The 16,812-nt window shown below is 73.8% G+C and carries 13 protein-coding genes and 1 tRNA gene; all 14 read left to right on the top strand.

The annotated features are described in order from the left end of the window. The first annotated feature begins 50 nt into the window (after positions 1–50). A tRNA-Lys gene (locus ACFCV8_RS12190) sits at positions 51–123 on the top strand. A 379-nt stretch (positions 124–502) separates the two neighbouring features. Beyond that, the gene (locus ACFCV8_RS12185) at positions 503–4,438 is read left to right on the top strand and encodes a BTAD domain-containing putative transcriptional regulator (RefSeq protein WP_376685221.1); all 3,936 of its coding nucleotides are present in this window, start codon (positions 503–505) and stop codon (positions 4,436–4,438) included. 391 nt (positions 4,439–4,829) lie between these two features. Further along, entirely contained in the window at positions 4,830–6,119 is a 1,290-nt protein-coding gene (locus ACFCV8_RS12180) for an MFS transporter (protein WP_376685220.1), read from the top strand. A 148-nt stretch (positions 6,120–6,267) separates the two neighbouring features. Then, the gene (locus ACFCV8_RS12175; protein WP_376685219.1) at positions 6,268–6,765 is read left to right on the top strand and encodes a SigE family RNA polymerase sigma factor; all 498 of its coding nucleotides are present in this window, start codon (positions 6,268–6,270) and stop codon (positions 6,763–6,765) included. After that, positions 6,758–7,249 (top strand): hypothetical protein, encoded by a 492-nt coding sequence (locus ACFCV8_RS12170; RefSeq protein WP_376685218.1) that lies wholly within the window; start codon positions 6,758–6,760, stop codon positions 7,247–7,249. The genes ACFCV8_RS12175 and ACFCV8_RS12170 overlap by 8 nt, the downstream gene beginning before the upstream one ends. 33 nt (positions 7,250–7,282) lie before the next feature. Beyond that, on the top strand, positions 7,283–8,518 hold the full coding sequence (locus ACFCV8_RS12165) for a mannosyltransferase family protein (RefSeq protein WP_376685217.1): 1,236 nt from the start codon (positions 7,283–7,285) through the stop codon (positions 8,516–8,518). Positions 8,519–9,189: 671 nt separating this feature from the next. Beyond that, positions 9,190–9,930 carry a pyrroloquinoline-quinone synthase PqqC gene (gene pqqC / locus ACFCV8_RS12160; RefSeq protein WP_376685216.1) on the top strand — a complete coding sequence of 247 codons (741 nt, stop codon included), beginning with the start codon at positions 9,190–9,192 and terminating at the stop codon, positions 9,928–9,930. Beyond that, positions 9,927–10,202 carry a pyrroloquinoline quinone biosynthesis peptide chaperone PqqD gene (gene pqqD, locus ACFCV8_RS12155; RefSeq protein ID WP_376685215.1) on the top strand — a complete coding sequence of 92 codons (276 nt, stop codon included), beginning with the start codon at positions 9,927–9,929 and terminating at the stop codon, positions 10,200–10,202. Before pqqC ends, pqqD begins: the two co-directional genes overlap by 4 nt. Beyond that, positions 10,195–11,307: a pyrroloquinoline quinone biosynthesis protein PqqE gene (gene pqqE, locus ACFCV8_RS12150; protein WP_376685214.1), complete on the top strand. Its 1,113-nt coding sequence runs from the start codon at positions 10,195–10,197 to the stop codon at positions 11,305–11,307. Before pqqD ends, pqqE begins: the two co-directional genes overlap by 8 nt. Beyond that, positions 11,304–12,203, top strand: a complete 900-nt coding sequence (gene pqqB, locus ACFCV8_RS12145; protein ID WP_376685213.1) for a pyrroloquinoline quinone biosynthesis protein PqqB — start codon at positions 11,304–11,306, stop codon at positions 12,201–12,203. Before pqqE ends, pqqB begins: the two co-directional genes overlap by 4 nt. Positions 12,204–12,319: 116 nt before the next feature. Beyond that, positions 12,320–13,768, top strand: coding sequence for a glucose/sorbosone family PQQ-dependent dehydrogenase (locus tag ACFCV8_RS12140; RefSeq protein WP_376685212.1), 1,449 nt, complete (start codon positions 12,320–12,322; stop codon positions 13,766–13,768). Positions 13,769–13,902: 134 nt separating this feature from the next. After that, the gene (locus ACFCV8_RS12135; protein WP_376685211.1) at positions 13,903–15,021 is read left to right on the top strand and encodes a PP2C family protein-serine/threonine phosphatase; all 1,119 of its coding nucleotides are present in this window, start codon (positions 13,903–13,905) and stop codon (positions 15,019–15,021) included. A gap of 168 nt (positions 15,022–15,189) precedes the next feature. Continuing rightward, positions 15,190–15,420, top strand: a complete 231-nt coding sequence (locus ACFCV8_RS12130; RefSeq protein WP_376685210.1) for a ferredoxin — start codon at positions 15,190–15,192, stop codon at positions 15,418–15,420. Continuing rightward, positions 15,410–16,804, top strand: coding sequence for an NAD(P)/FAD-dependent oxidoreductase (locus ACFCV8_RS12125; RefSeq protein ID WP_376685209.1), 1,395 nt, complete (start codon positions 15,410–15,412; stop codon positions 16,802–16,804). Before ACFCV8_RS12130 ends, ACFCV8_RS12125 begins: the two co-directional genes overlap by 11 nt. Positions 16,805–16,812: the final 8 nt, after the last annotated feature.

Here is a 16,812-nt window from a genome sequence, read left to right as displayed (position 1 = left end):
CCGATCGGCCGCCGGGCCCCGGCGGGCTATGCTCAGGGGTGATGCGTCAGGGGCCGTTAGCTCAATTGGCAGAGCAGCGGACTTTTAATCCGTTGGTTGTGGGTTCGAGTCCCACACGGCCTACCGACAGCAGCAGCGGGCGCAAGCCCGTGGATCTGCGAAGAAGCGCCCATCCGGCTCCGGCCGGGTGGGCGCTTCGCTGTTCGGCTCCGGGCATCCGCCGGCCTGTGCGGACCCGCCGCCCGGACACGGCCTCCTTCATGACGGCGCGACACGTGCCACGGCGCGGGCGAGCGCGCGGCCGGGGACGACCGGGTGCCCGCCGCTGCGGGCGACGGGCCGCCGGCTCGTCCGAGGGGCCCTTGCTCCTGCGGGGGGGGCGGGCCCGACCGGCCGCTTGCGTAATCCGCTTGGGCGCGGTCGGTTCTCCGGAGCGGATCGACCCGGCAATGTGAAAATCCCTCACGCACTCGCATCCGACGTGAACGGCACAGCGCGGCAAATGGGTCCGCTCCCGCGTGCGAGCGGGAATACGGGCCGGATATCCGGGCGCCATGTCCCATATCGGCCGGCTCGGACGCGGGCCGCCGGGCGGTTCTTCTCCAGAGGGACCGTCCCGGACTGCGGGCCCGAGGGCAGACGCTCGCCACCTGCTACCCGCGTACGCGCGAGGAGCCTGATCCCGCTGCCCTGCTGCCGCGCTTTTGGGCGGTGGCACCGGGCGCCTCGTCATCCCTCACGGTCCGTCCGGGGCATTCCTCATCCGGTGAAAATCCCTTTATTATTCTTGGGTCTTTTCCCCGACGGGCGGTTTGATGCCGGTTCGACCGTTTGCGCGTATCGCTCCGACCAATACTCCGGAATCGTCGAAGTCCATGAACAGGGGCGCTCCGTGACAGACCGGTTCTCGGCAGGGAAGGGAATTTCGCAAGAAGTCTCGGAAATCATTTCCGGCCCGGCCGGAAGCTGGATCCGGTCGCTGCGCGTGCGTGCCTCACTGAGTCAGCGCGAGCTGGCGGCCCGGGCCGGGATGAGTACGCGGGCGCTGCGTGACATCGAGAACGGCCGGGTCCGGCAGCCGCAGTCGGGCACGGTGCGACGGCTGGTCACCGCGCTGGGGCTGACCGACGCCGAGGCGGCGTCCCTGCGTTCCGCCGTACGGGGAGAGGCGGAGCGGGCGGGCGGGGAGCTGCGGCTGCTCGTGCTCGGCACGCTCGCGGTGCGGCGGGGCGGCAGCGAGGTGCTGGTCGCCCGCCCCATGCTGCGGCGGACCATCGGACTGCTGGTGCTCAGGCATCCGCAGCCGGTCACCCGGCAGGAGCTGGTGGACGCGCTGTGGCCGGCCGGTCCGCCCAGCTCGTACCGGAGCCTGGTCCACACCTACGTCAGCCAGGTGCGCCGGAGCCTGGCGCCGGACGGGTCGCGCCCCGGGGGTCCCGGGGTGGAGCGGGTCCCGGGCGGCTACGTGCTCCGGGCCGACCGGAACCAGACGGACCTGGGGCGTTTCCAGGAGCTGGTGGCCCGCGCCGAGCGGTTACGGGGCGCGGGCTCCCGCGAGTCGGCCTTCGACTCGCTGACGGCCGCGCTCCAGTGCTGGCGCGGCCCGCTGTTCGCGGACCTGGATCCGGGGCTGCAGCAGCATCCGGCCGCCGTCGCCGTCGCGGAGAGCCGTACCGAGGCCGCTCTGCACCACGCCGACCTGGCCCTGGAGCTGGGCCGCCCCGAGCAGTCCGTACGGCTGCTGTGGCCGGTGGCGGGCGGCGACCCGCTGCACGAAGGGGTGCACGCCCGGCTGGTGCTCACGCTCGCCTCCTGCGGCGAACAGGCCGCCGCGCTCAAGGTGTTCACCGCCTTCCGGGACCGGCTCGACGATCAGCTCGGCATCTCCCCCGGCGACGAGATCCGCGACGCGCATCTACGCGTCCTGCGTCGGCAGCTGCCCCGTCCCGCACACCCCGGAGACCCGGAGCACGAGGAAGCTCCGCAGCACGCCGATGCCCCGCGGCCCACCGGAGCCCCGGTGCCACCCGCCCAACTGCCGTACGGGACCTCCTGGTACACCGGCCGCGAGCGGCAACTGCGCGAGCTGGACGCGCTGCTGGACGACGACCCGGCCGGGCACACCCCGATCGTGACCGTGATCGGTCCGCCCGGCGCGGGCAAGACGGCCCTCGTGCTGCACTGGGCCCACGCCCACCGCGACCGCTTCCCCGGCGGGCAGCTTTTCGTGAACCTCCAGGGCCACTCGCCGCTGCCCGCCCTGCGCCCCGTGGACGTCCTGGCCCGCTTCCTGCGGTCCCTGGGGGTGGCTCCGGGGCAGGTGCCGCCCGACGAGGACGAGGCGGCCGCGCTGCTGCGCACCCTGCTCACGGGCCGCCGGCTGCTGATCGTGCTGGACGACGCGGCCGGGGCCGGCCAGGTGCGTCCGCTGCTGCCGGGCGACGGCGACTGCCGGACCGTCGTCACCAGCCGCACCCACCTTTCGGGGCTCGTCGCCAACGACGGGGCCCGACCGCTCGGCCTGGACGTGCTGCGCCCGGACGAGGCCCGCATCCTGCTCACCCGCGTACTCGGCGAGCGACGGGTGGCCGCCGAGCCGGACGCCGTGACGGAGCTGGCCGGGCTGTGCGGTCGGCTGCCGCTGGCGCTCCGGATCGCCGGGGCCGCGCTGCTCGCCCGCCGGACGCTCGGGATCGCGGAGTACTGCGCGGAGCTCGCGGACGGCGGCCCGCTCGGCGGGCTCCGGCTGGAGGACGACGAACGGTCCGCGGTACGGGCCGCCTTCCGCCTCTCGTACGAGGCGCTGTCCGGGCCCGCCCGGCGCATGTTCCGGCTGCTCGGGCTCGCCCCGGGGCCCGACATCACCGCACCCGGCGCGGCGGCGCTGACCGACGCGGCCCCGGGCGAGGCCGGGCGGCTGCTGCGGACGCTGGCCCACGCCCATCTGGTCCAGCAGCCGGGCCCCGGCCGGTTCGGCATGCACGACCTGCTCCGCTCCTACGCGCGCGAGCTGGTCGCCGACGACGAGCGCGGGGCGCGACGGCGGCTGCTCGACTGGTACACGCGGGGCGCCCGGGAGGCCTCGCTGGTCCTGTACCCGCAAGCCCCCGGGGAGCGGACCGCGGCCGACACCGAACGGGCCACCGAATGGCTGGAGAGCGAGCGCGAGAACCTGATCGGCGCGGTGCTGTCCGCTGCGGAGGCCGGGGAGCACCGGACCGCCTGGCGGCTGGCGGAGGCGCTGCACGGCTTTCTCTCGCAGGGCACGTACACCACCGAGTGCCTGGCGGTCGCGGAGGCCGGGCTCGCGGCGGCGACCGCCGACGGGGACCTCAGGGCCCGGTCGGCGGCCCGGCTGCGGATCGCCGACTGCCACTGGGCACAGGGGCACAACGCGGCGGCCCAGGACCAGTACGCCGACGCGCTGCAACTGGCCGCCTCGGCCGACTGGGCCGACGGGCAGGCCGCCGCGCTGCGCCGGATCGGGGCCGCGCACCAGGAGAACGGCGCGATGCGCACGGCGTCCGGGCTGTTCCTGAGGGCGCGCGGGCTGTCCGGGCAGACCGAGGGGGCGGGCGCGGCCGACGACCTGATGAACCTGGGGCTGATCGGCTGGAAGCTGGGGCGGCTGCCGGAGGCCGTCGCCCACTACACGCAGGCCGCCCGGATCTTCCGGGACCTGGGCGCGCTGGGCGGCGAGGCCGTCGCACACACCAACCTGGGGGTCGTTCACCGGGCCATGGGCCGCCCGCTGAACGCGATCCGGGTGGTGGAAGAGTCCCTGCGCGTGCACCGGATCAGCGGCAACAAGGCCAGCGGGACGGTGGCGTTGAGCTGTCTGGCCTCGGCCCACGCGGACCGGGGCGACCACGCGTCGGCGACGCGGCTGGCGCGTTCGGCGCTGGACTCCGCGCGGTCCGTGCGCAACCGGCGTCTCGAGTCCAACGCGTACTTCTCGCTGGGCGTGGCGCGGGAACGGGCCGGGGACCTGGCGGGAGCCTCGGCCGGATACCGGTCGGCGCTGGACCTGGCGGAGGTGGTCGACGACCGTTATCCCCAGGTGTCCGCGTTGGTCGGGCTGGCCGCCGTGCGGCTGCGCCTGGGGGCCTTCGAGGACGCGCACGCCACCGCGCACCGGGCCCTGGCCCTCGCCCAGGAGGCCGGGTTCCGGGTGCTGGAGGCCTCCGCCCTCAATGTCCTGGCGCAGGCGCGGGTGGTCCTCGGCGAGCCGGAGCGGGCGCTCGACGACGCCCGGCGGGCGCTCGCCCTGCACCAGGAGACCGGTCACCGGCCCGGCGAGGCGCGCAGCCACCTGGTGCTCGGGGACGCGTGCCGGGTGCTGGGCGACCGGGGCGGTTCGTTCGGGCACTGGCGCCGGGCGCTGCTGATCTTCGACGGCATGGGTCTCGCGGGCTTCCGGGACCTGCGGGCCCGCTGAGGGCGTACCGGCCCACCGCCAAGGGCGTACCGGTCCGTCGGCGAGGGCGCCGCGATTTCTGCCGCCCCGGTCAAAGGGTCCTCCGGTGGAGACGCGTCGCCGCAGGTCAGCGCGGGTTCTTCCGGTTCTGTACGCGGTCCGTGGCGGCCGTCTCGGCTATGGATTCGTTCTGGCCGCGCGACCAGGCGCCCTCCGTACGCTGCCCGGAAACCGGGAAGGGCGCGGGCCGTACGGGCCCGCGCCGTCCTGTCGTACGCGAACCAGTCGCACTTCCCCGAAGGAGAACCGTGGAGATCATCAGTGCCGCACGGCCGGGGTTCGCCCCGGGCGGGAGCGGTGACGCGGCCGATGCCACCGGTGCGTCCGGGCGCCCCGGAAGGCGTGGGACCGCATGAGCGGCACCACGACCGGGCGGAACGGGGCGGCGCCGCCCGCGGCATCCGTGTGGACGGGCAACTTCCGCCTCTACTTCGGCGCCCGCACCGGCTCCCTGCTGGGCGACGCGATGCTGCCCGTAGCCCTCTCCGTCGGTCTGATCGACGCCGGGTACGGCTCGTCGGGCGTCGGGTACGCGCTCGGCGCCTGGATGGCCGCGCTCGCCCTGTGCATGCTCTTCGGCGGAGTGCTCGCCGACCGCTTCACCCCGCGCCGGATGATGGTTCTCGCGGACCTGGTCCGGCTGACGATCCAGGCGGGCATGGCGGTGCTGTTCGCCACCGGTACGACCTCGCTGGCCGGGGTCGTCGTCCTCCAGTTCCTCAGCGGGGCGGCCACCGCGCTGTTCCAGCCCGGCGTGGCGAGCATGGTCCCGCAGGTCGCCGACGACGTGCAGCGGGCCAACGGGGTACTCAGGGTGGCGGAGTCGGCGGCCGGTGTCCTCGGCCCGGCGCTCGCCGGACTCCTGGTCGGCCTCTCCGGCCCGGCCACCGTCTTCGCCGTCTACGCGGCAACGTACGCGCTGAGCGCCGGGTGCCTCTTCGCCCTGCGCCTGGGCCCGTCCGCCGGCGACGGCGCGAGGACCGACTCCTTCTTGCGCCAACTGGTCACCGGCTGGCAGGAATTCAGGTCCCGGACCTGGCTGTGGGGGGTCATTTCGATCTTCTTGCTGTACGGGTGCTTCGTGGCCGGTGTCTCGCTGCCGGTCGGGGCCGATCTCGTCGTGAACGGCCTGGGGTCCACCGCGCTCGGCATCGGCATGGCCGCCTTCGGCGCGGGCGGGGTGCTCGGCGGCATCGCCGCCATCAAGGTGCGCAGCGAACGGCCGCTGGCCGCCGGGTCCGCGGGCTGGGCGCTGTTCGCCCTCTACCCGATCGTGCCCGCGCTCGGTCCCGGCGTCGTCGTGCTGTCGGCGGGCTGGGCCTTGGCCGGTGCGGGCCTGGCGTACTGGTCGGTCATCTGGGCCACCACCGTGCAGACCCAGATCCCCGCCGAGCTGCTCAACCGGGTGTACACGTACGACGTCGCCGGGTCGCTGCTCTCCATGGCCCTGGGCCGTTCGCTGGCCGGTCCGCTGGCCTCGGTGACCGGGCAGCGCACGCTGATGGTGCTGGCCACGGCGCTCGGGCTGGTCTGCGCGGGGCTCCTGCTCGCGGTGCCGGCCATCCGGCGGCTGCGCGCGGCTGGGAGCCAGGACGGAGGCGGGGGCGCCCGGCCGGCGGAAGTGGCACCGGAGCGAGGCTGAGCCGACCCGGTCGGCTGGTCGGCCGGAACGGGGCGGGAGGCGGTGAGGGTGTGAGCGGGGTCACTCCGGTTTTTCGGGGTTCGTGTCGTCCGGATGGTGGGGGCCGGGCGTATGAGGGGTGAGATACGGGAGAGCCAGGAGTTTTTTGTTGACCGTCGAGGAGTTCGAAGAGTTCTACGCGCAGACGGCTGCCCGGCTGACCGGGCAGCTGTTCGTGATGCTCGGCGACCAGCACGAGGCGCAGGACGTGGTGCAGGAGGCCTTCGTCAAGGGGTGGAGCAGGCGGCGCCAGCTCGACCGTGACGGGCAGCCCGAGGCGTGGGTCCGTACGGTCGCCTGGCGGCTGGCGGTCAGCCGGTGGCGGGGGCGCAGGCGGGCGGCCGACGCCTGGCTGCGCAGGGGCGCGCCGCCGCACGCGGAGCCGCCCGGGACCGAATCGGTGGCGCTGGTGGAGGCGTTGCGGGGGCTGCCGCCCAAGCAGCGCCGGACGCTGGCGCTGCACTACGTCTGCGATCTGACCGTCGAACAGATCGCCGCGGAGACCGGCCTGGCGGCCAGCACCGTCAAGACGCATCTGGCCCGGGGCCGGGCCACTCTCTCCCACCGTCTGCACGATCCGCGCACCGAGGAGGGACCCTGTGTCTGATCCCAACGACCCGCTGAGGTCCTTGTTCAAGGAGGCCGCCGCGGCCGGGCAGTCCCGTGCCCGGTCGGCGCCGCCCTCGTACATCACCGCGCGCGGTGAGCGGGTGCGGCGGAACCGGACGGTGGGCCTGGCCGTCGCGGCCTGCCTGGTCTTCTCCGGTACGGGCGCGGCCGTGGTCTCGCTGCTGCCGGACAGTCCGGGCACCAGCGTGCCGGCCACCACGCCCTCGCCCCGGCCCAAGCCCTCCCCGTCGCCCTCGATACCCACGCCGTCGACCTCCTCGCCCGCCTCGCCGCGGACCACCTCACCGCCGACCAGCCCGCCGCGGACCACTGCACCGCAGACCACTCCGCCGCAGACCACGGCCCCGCGGACCTCCCCTCCCACGCACACGCCCACCAGCGGTGACAGCCCGTCGGACGCGCCCGGCGGCCCGGGTGGCCAGGACGGCCCGAGCCGGAGCGCCACCCTGCCGCCGTCGTAACCCCCCCCCACCCCCGAAGGCAGGAGATGTGCCGTGAGTCTTTTGGTCCCGCCCCGGCAGCGCGAGCGTCCGGCGTCCCCGACGGCCGTGGCGGCCGAAGAGGCCGGGGGGAAGCGTGCGCCGTGGCTCGGGGCGGCCGACCGCGAGGTGCTGTGGCTGTATCTGCTGACCCGGGTGGGGGTGTGGACCACCGCGTACTGCACCCGGTGGCTGTTCGCCGACGACGGCAAGGCCCGGTACACCGGTTCGTTCTTCTCCTCGTGGGAGCGCTGGGACTGGTGGCACTACCTGCGCATAGCCCGGTCCGGGTACTTCCCGGACGGGCAGGGGCCCTGGAGTGCGGGCTGGGACAACCGGGAGGCGTTCTTCCCCGGCTTCCCGTTCCTGCTGCGGGCGGTGCACACCGTCGTGCCGAGCTGGCCCGCCGCCGGGGCGCTGATCTCGTTCGTCGCGGGCGGGGTCGCCGTGCTCGCCCTGGGGAGGATCGCCCGGTCGTACCCGCCGCACCCGTCCCGGGGCGGGGCGGGGCCGCGGGCGGCGCTGTTCTTCCTGCTGTCGCCGTGCGCGGTCTTCCTCGCCGCCGGTTACACCGAGGCGCTCTTCCTGGCCTTCGCGCTGCCCGCCTGGCTGGCCGCCCGGCGCCAGGAGTGGGCGCGGGCGGCCGTCCTCGTCTGCCTGGCCACCACGGTCCGGGTCAGCGGGCTGTTCCTCGCCGCGGCCCTGGCGGTCCACTTCCTGGCGACCGCCCGCGCCGCCGCTGCCCCCGGCCACTGGCGACGGGCTCCCTGGCTGGCGCTGCCCGCCCTGCCGCCGCTGCTCCAGAGCTGGTACCTGCACGCGCACACCGGCGACTGGATGGCCTGGAAGCACGCGGAGGAACGAGGCTGGTACCGCGACTTCCACTCCCCCTGGGAGGCGTGGCAGAACACCTGGCACGCCGCCTTCGGGCACTCCCAGTCCACCGGGTACGCCCTGATGTGCCAGGCCGAACTGCTCACCATGGTCGTCGGGCTGGTGCTGTGCGGGGTGCTGCTGAGGCGGCGGCGCTGGGCGGAGGCGGTGTACATCGCGCTGAGCCTGTGGGCGCTGGGCACCTCGTACTGGTACACCTCGCTGCCGCGCGCGACGCTGCTGTGGTGGCCGCTGTGGACCGGGCTGGCGGCCTGGAGCCTGCGCAGGCCGCGCGTGACGACGGCCTACCTCGCGGTGGCGGCGCCCCTCTCGGCGGTCGTCGCGGTCACCTTCCTGTCCGGGCGCTGGGCGGGCTGAGCCGTACGGGCACGGGGAGCTTCCGCCGCCCAGAACCGGTACCGGTGGTCCCGTACGAAGTCCGCGCGCTCCCAGGCGGTGGACGACAGGGACCGCACGTGCCCGTCCTCGCCCCGGAAGGCGGGCCAGTCGGTGCGGCCCGAGGCCGCGGCCCGAGGGGCAAGATGGGCCCCGCGGGCGCCGGAACGGGTCCGTGCGCCGCTCGACGTGCAGGGCCGACGGGCCGGACTTAGATTGCTCAGTACGGCGTTGCCGGGCCGGGACCGGCCTGCTCGACACCTGATGGCCTGCCTGCGGGCGAGGTCACCGACAGGCCGGGCCCATGGCCGCTCCACCACGCTCCTCTTCGGCTCCCGGCCCGGCGCGCGCCCCTCCCCCAGGCAGGAGAGTGCCCATGCGTTCCACCATGAAGCCTCGTGTCCGTGCGCAGAGCCCCGTGCGCGAGCGGCGCCCGGCTCGTCCCGTGGCAAGGACGTGGACCCGCCCGGTGTACCAGGTGTTCGACACCCCCATGGAGGTAACCGCCTACGCCGGTCGTGCCTGACGGTGACGAATCCCGGATCGCCCGGTCGGCGGTCGCATCCGGCGGGCCCGGGCTCGCCGGATGCGACCGCCGACCGCCGACCGCCGACCGGGCAGGAACAACGCGATGAAGGGACGGCAGCGCGCCGATGGCTGTGACCTTGACCTGCGAGACCGAACGCCTCTGGAGCAACGCCGAGTTCACCGACGCGCTGCGCGCCCTGGGGTCCCGCTACTGGGACCGGCACCCGTTCCATCAGCGGCTGCACGACGGAGCGCTGAGCGCCGAGGAGCTCCGGCTGTGGGTGGCCAACCGCTGGTACTACCAGCGGTGCCTGCCGCAGAAGGACGCGGCGATCGTCGCCAACTGTCCACTGCCCGAGGTACGGCGGCAGTGGCTGACGAGAATCGTCTACCACGACGGCGCCGACACCCGCTCGGGCGGAGCCGAGAAGTGGCTGCGGCTGGCCGAGGCGGTCGGTCTCGACCGGGCCGACGTGCTCTCGGAACGGCTGGTCCTGCCCGGGGTCAGGTTCGCCGTCGACGCCTACGTCGGCTTCGCCCTGCGCCGCCCCTGGCTGGAGGCGGCGGCCTCGGGCCTCACGGAGCTGTTCTCCCCCGGGCTGCTCACCCACCGGCTGCACCGGATGCGGCAGCACTATCCGTGGGTGGCCGAGGACGGCCTCGCGTACTTCACCGCGCGGATCAAGGTCGTGACGGCGGAGGGACAGGCCTTGCTGGACCTCGTCGCGGGAAGCGCCCGGACACGTGCCGAGCAGGAGGCGTGCGTGCGTGCCCTCGCGTTCAAGTGCGAGGTGCTGTGGGCGGTGCTCGACACCGTGGACTACTACTCCGGCGGCACCGGCCCGAAGGAAGCGGCACAGCGGTGACCAGTTCCCCGAACACCGCGTCGCCCCGGCTGCGGCCGGGCGTACGGCTGACCCGTGATCACGTCCGGGACACGGACATGGCGCTGCTGCCCGAGGGCGTCCTGGTGCTGAACGAGACGGCGGCCGCCGTGCTCGCCCTGTGCGACGGCAGACGGACCGTCGCGCAGATCACCGGTCTTCTGCGGGAGCGGTACGCCGGGGTGCGCGGCGACGACGTCACCGAGCTGCTGGCCGATCTCGCCGAGCGGCGCGTGGTGGGTCTCGATGACTGAGGCTCCGCTGGGCCTGCTGGCCGAGCTCACCCACCGCTGCCCCCTCCACTGCCCCTACTGTTCCAATCCGCTGGAACTTGCCGCCCGGTCGGCTGAGTTGACCACCGATCAGTGGCGGGACGTGCTGAGCCAGGCCCACGAGCTGGGGGTCGTGCAGATGCACTTCTCCGGGGGTGAGCCACTGGCCCGGCACGACCTGCCCGAACTGGCCGCCCACGCCCGCGGCCTCGGCGCGTACGTCAATCTGGTGACCAGCGGAGTCGGTCTCACCGCCGACCGGGCCCGGCATCTCGCGGACCACGGGATCGACCACGTACAGCTGTCCCTGCAGGACGCCGATCCCGCACGGGCCGACCGGATCGCCGGTGCCCGGGTGCACGCCGTGAAGCAGCTGGCCGCGCGGGCGGTACGGGCCGCGGGACTGCCGCTCACCGTGAACGTGGTCCTGCACCGGGCGAACATCGACCGCATCGGCGAGATCATCGAACTGGCCACGGCCCTGGGCGCCAACCGCGTCGAGCTGGCCAACACCCAGTACTACGGGTGGGCACTGCGCAACCGCGGCGCCCTGCTGCCGACGCCGCGCCAACTGGCGGCCGCCCTGCGGACCGTCGAGGAGGCCCGCGCCCGATACGCGGACCACGGGCCGGAACTGGTGTACGTCGTGGCCGACTACTACGCCGACCGGCCCAAGCCCTGCATGCACGGCTGGGGCAGCCGGCAGCTCACCGTCACGCCCACGGGTGACGTCCGGCCCTGTCCGGCCGCCGATGTGATCACGACGCTGCCCGTGGAGAACGTACTGCGCCGGCCGCTGGCCCGGATCTGGTACGACTCCGACGCGTTCAACGCGTTCCGCGGCACCGGCTGGATGTCCGGTCCGTGCCGCACCTGCCCCGAGCGCCACACCGACTTCGGCGGCTGCCGCTGCCAGGCGTTCCAGCTCACGGGGGACGCGGCGGCGACCGATCCGGTCTGCGCCCTGTCACCGCACCGCGGGCTGGTGGACGCCCTCCTCACCGAGGACGCCGTGGCGCGGCCGGCCTTCGTCATGCGCACCCCGACGATGCGTGACCCGGCCACGCGCACCCCGCCGCCCCCATGAGGGTCGTCCTGCTCGGCACGGCGGCGGGCGGCGGCCTGCCCCAGTGGAACTGTGCCTGCGCCCGGTGCGCGGCGGCCCGTGCGGGCCGGCTGCCCTGCCGCACCCAGGACTGCGTCGCGGTCAGCGGGGACGACAGCAACTGGTGGCTGCTCAACGCCTCTCCCGACCTTCGTACGCAGCTGCTGGCCTCCCCCCGCCTCGCCGCCGGGCCGGGCCCCCGGGACACTCCGGTGCGCGGTGTCCTGCTCACCGACGCCGAGGCCGATCACGTCCTCGGCCTCGCCCTCCTGCGCGGACACGCCGGGCTGACCGTCCACGCCACGGCGCCCGTCATGGGGGCCCTGACCGGCGCCCTGCCCCTGCGGACCATGAGCGACCGGTACGCCCCCTGGGAATGGCGGGACGCTCCGGGCGCCGACGGCACCACGCTGGCCGGCGGGCTCAGGGTGACCGGCCACCCGGTGGGCCCGAAGCCCCCGAGGTACGTCGGCGCGGCGCCGCCCGACGACCGCTGGGTGACGGCGTACCGGATCGAGGACGCCGCTTCGGGGAGCGCCCTCGTCTACGCCCCCTGCCTCGCCACCTGGACGCCCGCACTGGACCGCCTGCTCTCCGGAGCCGACTGCGCCCTGGTGGACGGCACCTTCTGCACCGCCGACGAGATGGGCTCCGGGCTCGGCACGTGGTCCGGCCACGGGCAGCCGTCCATGGGACACCTGCCGGTCCACGGGGCGGACGGCTCCCTGGTCCGCCTCGCGGGCCATCCCGGCGTCCGTCGTGTCTACACCCACCTCAACAACACCAACCCCCTGGTCGACCCCGCCTCCCCGGCCCGTGCGCAGGTGTCCGCCCACGGGATCGAAGTACTCCCGGACGGTGCGGAGTTCACGCTCTGAACACCGGGTGGTCCCGCTGCCGCCCGAAGGGCTCGTCACCCGACCGACGGACACACATCGCGATCGGGACGTCCTGATGAGTGACTGTGACCGAGGGGGCCGAAGGGAGTAGACACATGCGCATACGCATCGCGCTGGCCGCCATACCGGCCGTTCTGATTCTCGGCGTCACACAGAGTGCGCTCTTCCAGGCGGGCGCGGGCGGCCCAGGTGGCGAGAGCGACACCGCCACGGGCGCCGCGTCCTTCGACGGATTCACCAAGCAGGTGGTCGCCACCGGCCTGGACAATCCGTACGAGCTCGTCTGGGGACCCGACGACTTCCTGTGGGTCACGGAGAAGAACGGCAGGAAGGTCACACGCGTCGATCCGCACACGGGCGCGAAGAACACCGTCCTCGACCTGACGCGGAAAGCCGTGCACACCATGGGCGGCCAGGACGGTGTGCTGGGTCTGGCACTCCACCCGGACCTGCTGAAGAACAAGGGACGCGATTACGTGTACGTCTCGTACACGTACGACTCGAACGCCTCGGACGCCGAGGTCAGCCAGCGGCTGAGGATCGACCGTTACACCTACGACAGCAGAACCGGGAAGCTGGGGCGTCCGAAGAACCTGATCAGCGGCCTGGCATCGGGCACCGACCACCAGAGCGCCCGGCTGCGCTACGGCCCCGACGGCAAGCTGTACTACACGATCGGCGACCAGGGCGCCAACCAGCTCCAGCACTTCTGCGAGCCGAACCGGGCGCAGTCGCTGCCCACCGCGGAAGAGATCGAGGCCAAGGACTGGACCGCCTACCGCGGCAAGACGCTGCGGCTGGACCCGGAGAACGGCTCGATCCCCGCGGACAACCCCGTGCTCGGCGGCGTACGCAGTCACGTGTGGGCCTACGGGTTCCGCAATGCCCAGGGCCTGGACTTCGGGCCGGACGGCACCCTGTACGGCACCGACCAGGGCCCCAAGACCGACGACGAGGTCAACATCCTGACGAAGGGCGCCAACTACGGCTGGCCCCGCGTGGCGGGATACCGGGACGACAAGGCCTACGCGTTCCGTCCGTGGTCCGCGTCCGCACCGACCCCGTGCGCCGACCTCACGTTCAGCGACCTGGAGGTGCCCGCGTCGGTGCCCCGGCACAAGGAGACCGACTGGAAGGGACGGTTCACCGAGCCGATCCGCACCTTCGGGACGGTCGGCTCCGACTACGACTTCGCCGATCCCAAGTGCGGCGAACTGATCTACCTCTGCTGGCCGACCGTGGCCAACTCCAGCATCACGTACTACCCGGGGACCGGTGGCATCGCCGGGCTGCGCGACTCGCTCCTCATGACCACCCTCAAGGACGGCACGGTCTACCAGCTGAAGCTCACCGACGGGGGCCGGAAGGTCGCCGGGGCCGTCCCGCTGTGGAAGGCGCGGAACCGCTACCGCGACATCGCGCTGAGCCCGGACGGCAAGTCCGTCTACGTCGCCACCGACTCCGAGGGCAATGTGCGCGACCGGAACGGCGCGCCCGCGACGAAACTGGAGAACCCCGGAAGCATCCTCCTCTTCCGCCAGTGACGACCCGTTCCGCGGCGGCTGTCCGTACGCGACGGTCACCCGGGGGGGCGGACCGCGGCGCGGTACGGGAGGCGGGGGCCGCGCACATCCGACAAGGTGTAGGTGGGGTCTCACTGCGTCCAGGCGGGACGGTCATGGCGGAACCGGAGATCGACTACACGGCGGTGTTCCAGGCTCTTCCGGGGGCCGTGGCCCTCCTGACCCCGCAGCTGTTCTTCGCGGACGTCAACGAGCAGTGGCTGCGCATGGTCAGCCGCAACCGCGAGGACGTGATCGGCCGCTACATGCCCGACGACTACGCCGACACGCCGAATCACCCCAACGCGGTCGTGGCGCGCAACATCGGGGAGTCCCTGCACCGGGTCGCGAGGACCGGCAGGGCCGAGACCATGGAGTTGCAGCGGTTCGAGCCGACGGATTCCGCCGTCCGGCCCCGGGCGGCGGAGGAGCGCTTCTGGAGCATCACCAACATCCCGGTCCCGGGCACGGACGGACGGGTCGCGATGCTGCTGCACCGGGTGGCCGACGTCACCGAACTGATCCAGGCCCGCGCGGTCGCGCTGAGCCTCCAGGAGGCGATGCTGCCCGCGCCGCGCGTGGTCGGACGCCACACCGTGGCCGTGCGCTACCGGCCCGCCGTCGGCGCGCTGGAGGTGGGGGGCGACTGGTACGACCTGGTGGAGCTGCCGGGCGACCGCCTCGGGGTCGCGGTGGGCGACGTGGTCGGCCACGGACTGTCCGCGGCCACCGTCATGGGGCAGCTGCGCAGCGCGCTGAGTGCCGCCTCGCGCTCCTGCGGCGGCCCGGCCCGCGCCCTGGAGATCCTGGAGCTGTACGCCGACTCCGTCGTGGGGGCCGAGAACACGACGGTGGCCAGCGCGCTCATCGACTGGGACACCCACCACATCACGTACAGCGTCGCCGGTCACCTGCCACCGGCCCTGCTGCGGAGCGACGGCACCGTCGAGTTCCTGGACCGGGCCACCGACCCGCCGCTCGGCGCCCGCTTCGACCACGGCCCCTGGTCGCAGGCCACGGCACCGTTCACCGAGGGCGGGTTCCTCGTGCTGTACACCGACGGCCTGGTCGAACGCCGCGGCGAGGACATCGACACCGGCCTCGCCCGCCTGGCCGGCTCCCTGAGCCGCCACGCCCGGGCCGGCGCCGAAGCCCTCGCCGACGCCCTGCTGGCGGACCTGCTGCCGTCGACGGGCACCGGGGACGACACCGCCCTCGTCATCGTCCCGCTCTGAGGGCTGCCGTCCGCCGCCGTCCGCCACCGGGCTCGTTCGGGCTCGTTCGGGCTCGTTCGGGCTCGTTCGGGCTCGTTCGGGTGATGACCCCAGTGGTCCGCCCGTGGTCGCGCTTCCGGTGCCCGCCTCGCAGCCTGGGCTGAGGTACTAACGGAAGGGCGGGGCCCGATGCGGCTTGTCGTCGATCTCAACCGGTGCCAGGGGTACGCGCAGTGCGCCTTCCTGGCCCCCGATGTGTTCAGCATGCACGGCGAGGAGGCGCTGCTGTACAACCCGCACGCCGAGGAGGCGCAGCAGGAGCAGGTGCGGCGGGCCGCCGCCGCCTGCCCGGTGCAGGCCATCCGGGTGGAGTACCCGGAGCCCCGGACGGCGGAGGGGGCGGCGTCCGGTGTCCGGTGACAGTGCGACGGAGCGGCTGAGGCGCGAGGGGCGGATCGTGATCGTCGGAGCCTCCCTGGCGGGGCTGCGGGCGGCGGAGACCCTGCGGAGCGAGGGATTCACCGGTTCGCTGACGCTGATCGGGGACGAGCCCCACGAGCCGTACGACCGGCCGCCGCTCTCCAAGCAGGTCCTGCTGGGCCACGCCTCGCCCGACCACACCGAGCTGCCCCGGCAGCCCGGCCTCGACGCGACCTGGCGCCTGGGCACCGCCGCCACCGGGCTCGACATGGCGGCCCGGCTGGTCCGGCTGGCCGACGGCGACGAGGTGCCCTACGACCGGCTGCTGATCGCGACCGGGGTACGGGCCCGGCCCTGGCCGCACCGGGCGGAGGCCGAGCTGGACGGGGTCTTCGTACTGCGCACCCGGGACGACGCGGCCCGGCTCCGCAGACGGCTGGCGGCCTCACCGCGCCGGGTGCTCGTCATCGGCGCGGGCTTCACCGGTTCGGAGATCGCCTCGGCCTGCCGTGAGCGCGGACTCCCGGTGACCGTCGCCGAGCGCGGGGCGGCGCCCCTGGTGGGCGCCCTCGGCGGAGTGGTCGGCCGGGTCGCGGCGGAGCTCCAGCGGGCGCACGGGGTGGACCTGCGCTGCGGGATCATGGTCACCGGTCTGGAGGGCGACCCGGCGGGGCGGCTGCGGCGCGCCCACCTCTCCGACGGCACCGCCCTCGACACGGACATCGCCGTCATCGCCCTGGGCGCGACCCGCAACACCGAGTGGCTGGCCGGGTCCGGCCTGGCCGCCGGTCCGCGCGGGATCGCCTGCGACGCGGGGTGCCGGGCCTTCGACGTACGGGGCATCGTGACCGACGACGTCTTCGTCGCCGGGGACGTCGCACGGTCGCCGCACGCCCTCTTCGGCTACCAGTTCCTCTCCCTGGAGCACTGGGGCAACGCCGTCGAGCAGGCCGCGACCGCCGCGCACAACATGATCAGCAGCAGCTCCGAACGCCGCCCGCACCTGTGGGTCCCGGCCTTCTGGTCCGCCCAGTTCGGCGTCAACATCAAGTCGGTCGGCGTCCCGTCGCTGGGCGAGGAGATCATCGTCGCCCAGGGCTCGCTCGCCGACCACCGCTTCACCGGGGTGTACGGATACCAGGGCCGGGTGATCGCCGCGGTCTCGTTCGACCAGACGAAGTGGCTGGGGTTCTACGAGCAGCAGATCCGCTCGGCCGCGCCCTTCCCGCCGGACTACGCCTCGGTGGACCGCCGTCCGGAAGGGCTGCGGCCGGTACCGGCCGAGTTCCCGGACCCCTCCCTGCCCACCCACGGACCGTCCGTGACCGTCAGCGGCTACGCGCCGACCGAGCAGCGGATCACCTTCACCCCCGCCCGGGCCTGACCCGGCCC

Source organism: Streptomyces sp. NPDC056347 (genome assembly GCF_042262625.1).
GTDB lineage: Bacteria > Actinomycetota > Actinomycetes > Streptomycetales > Streptomycetaceae > Streptomyces.
This window is presented reverse-complemented; position numbering and strand designations above follow the sequence as displayed.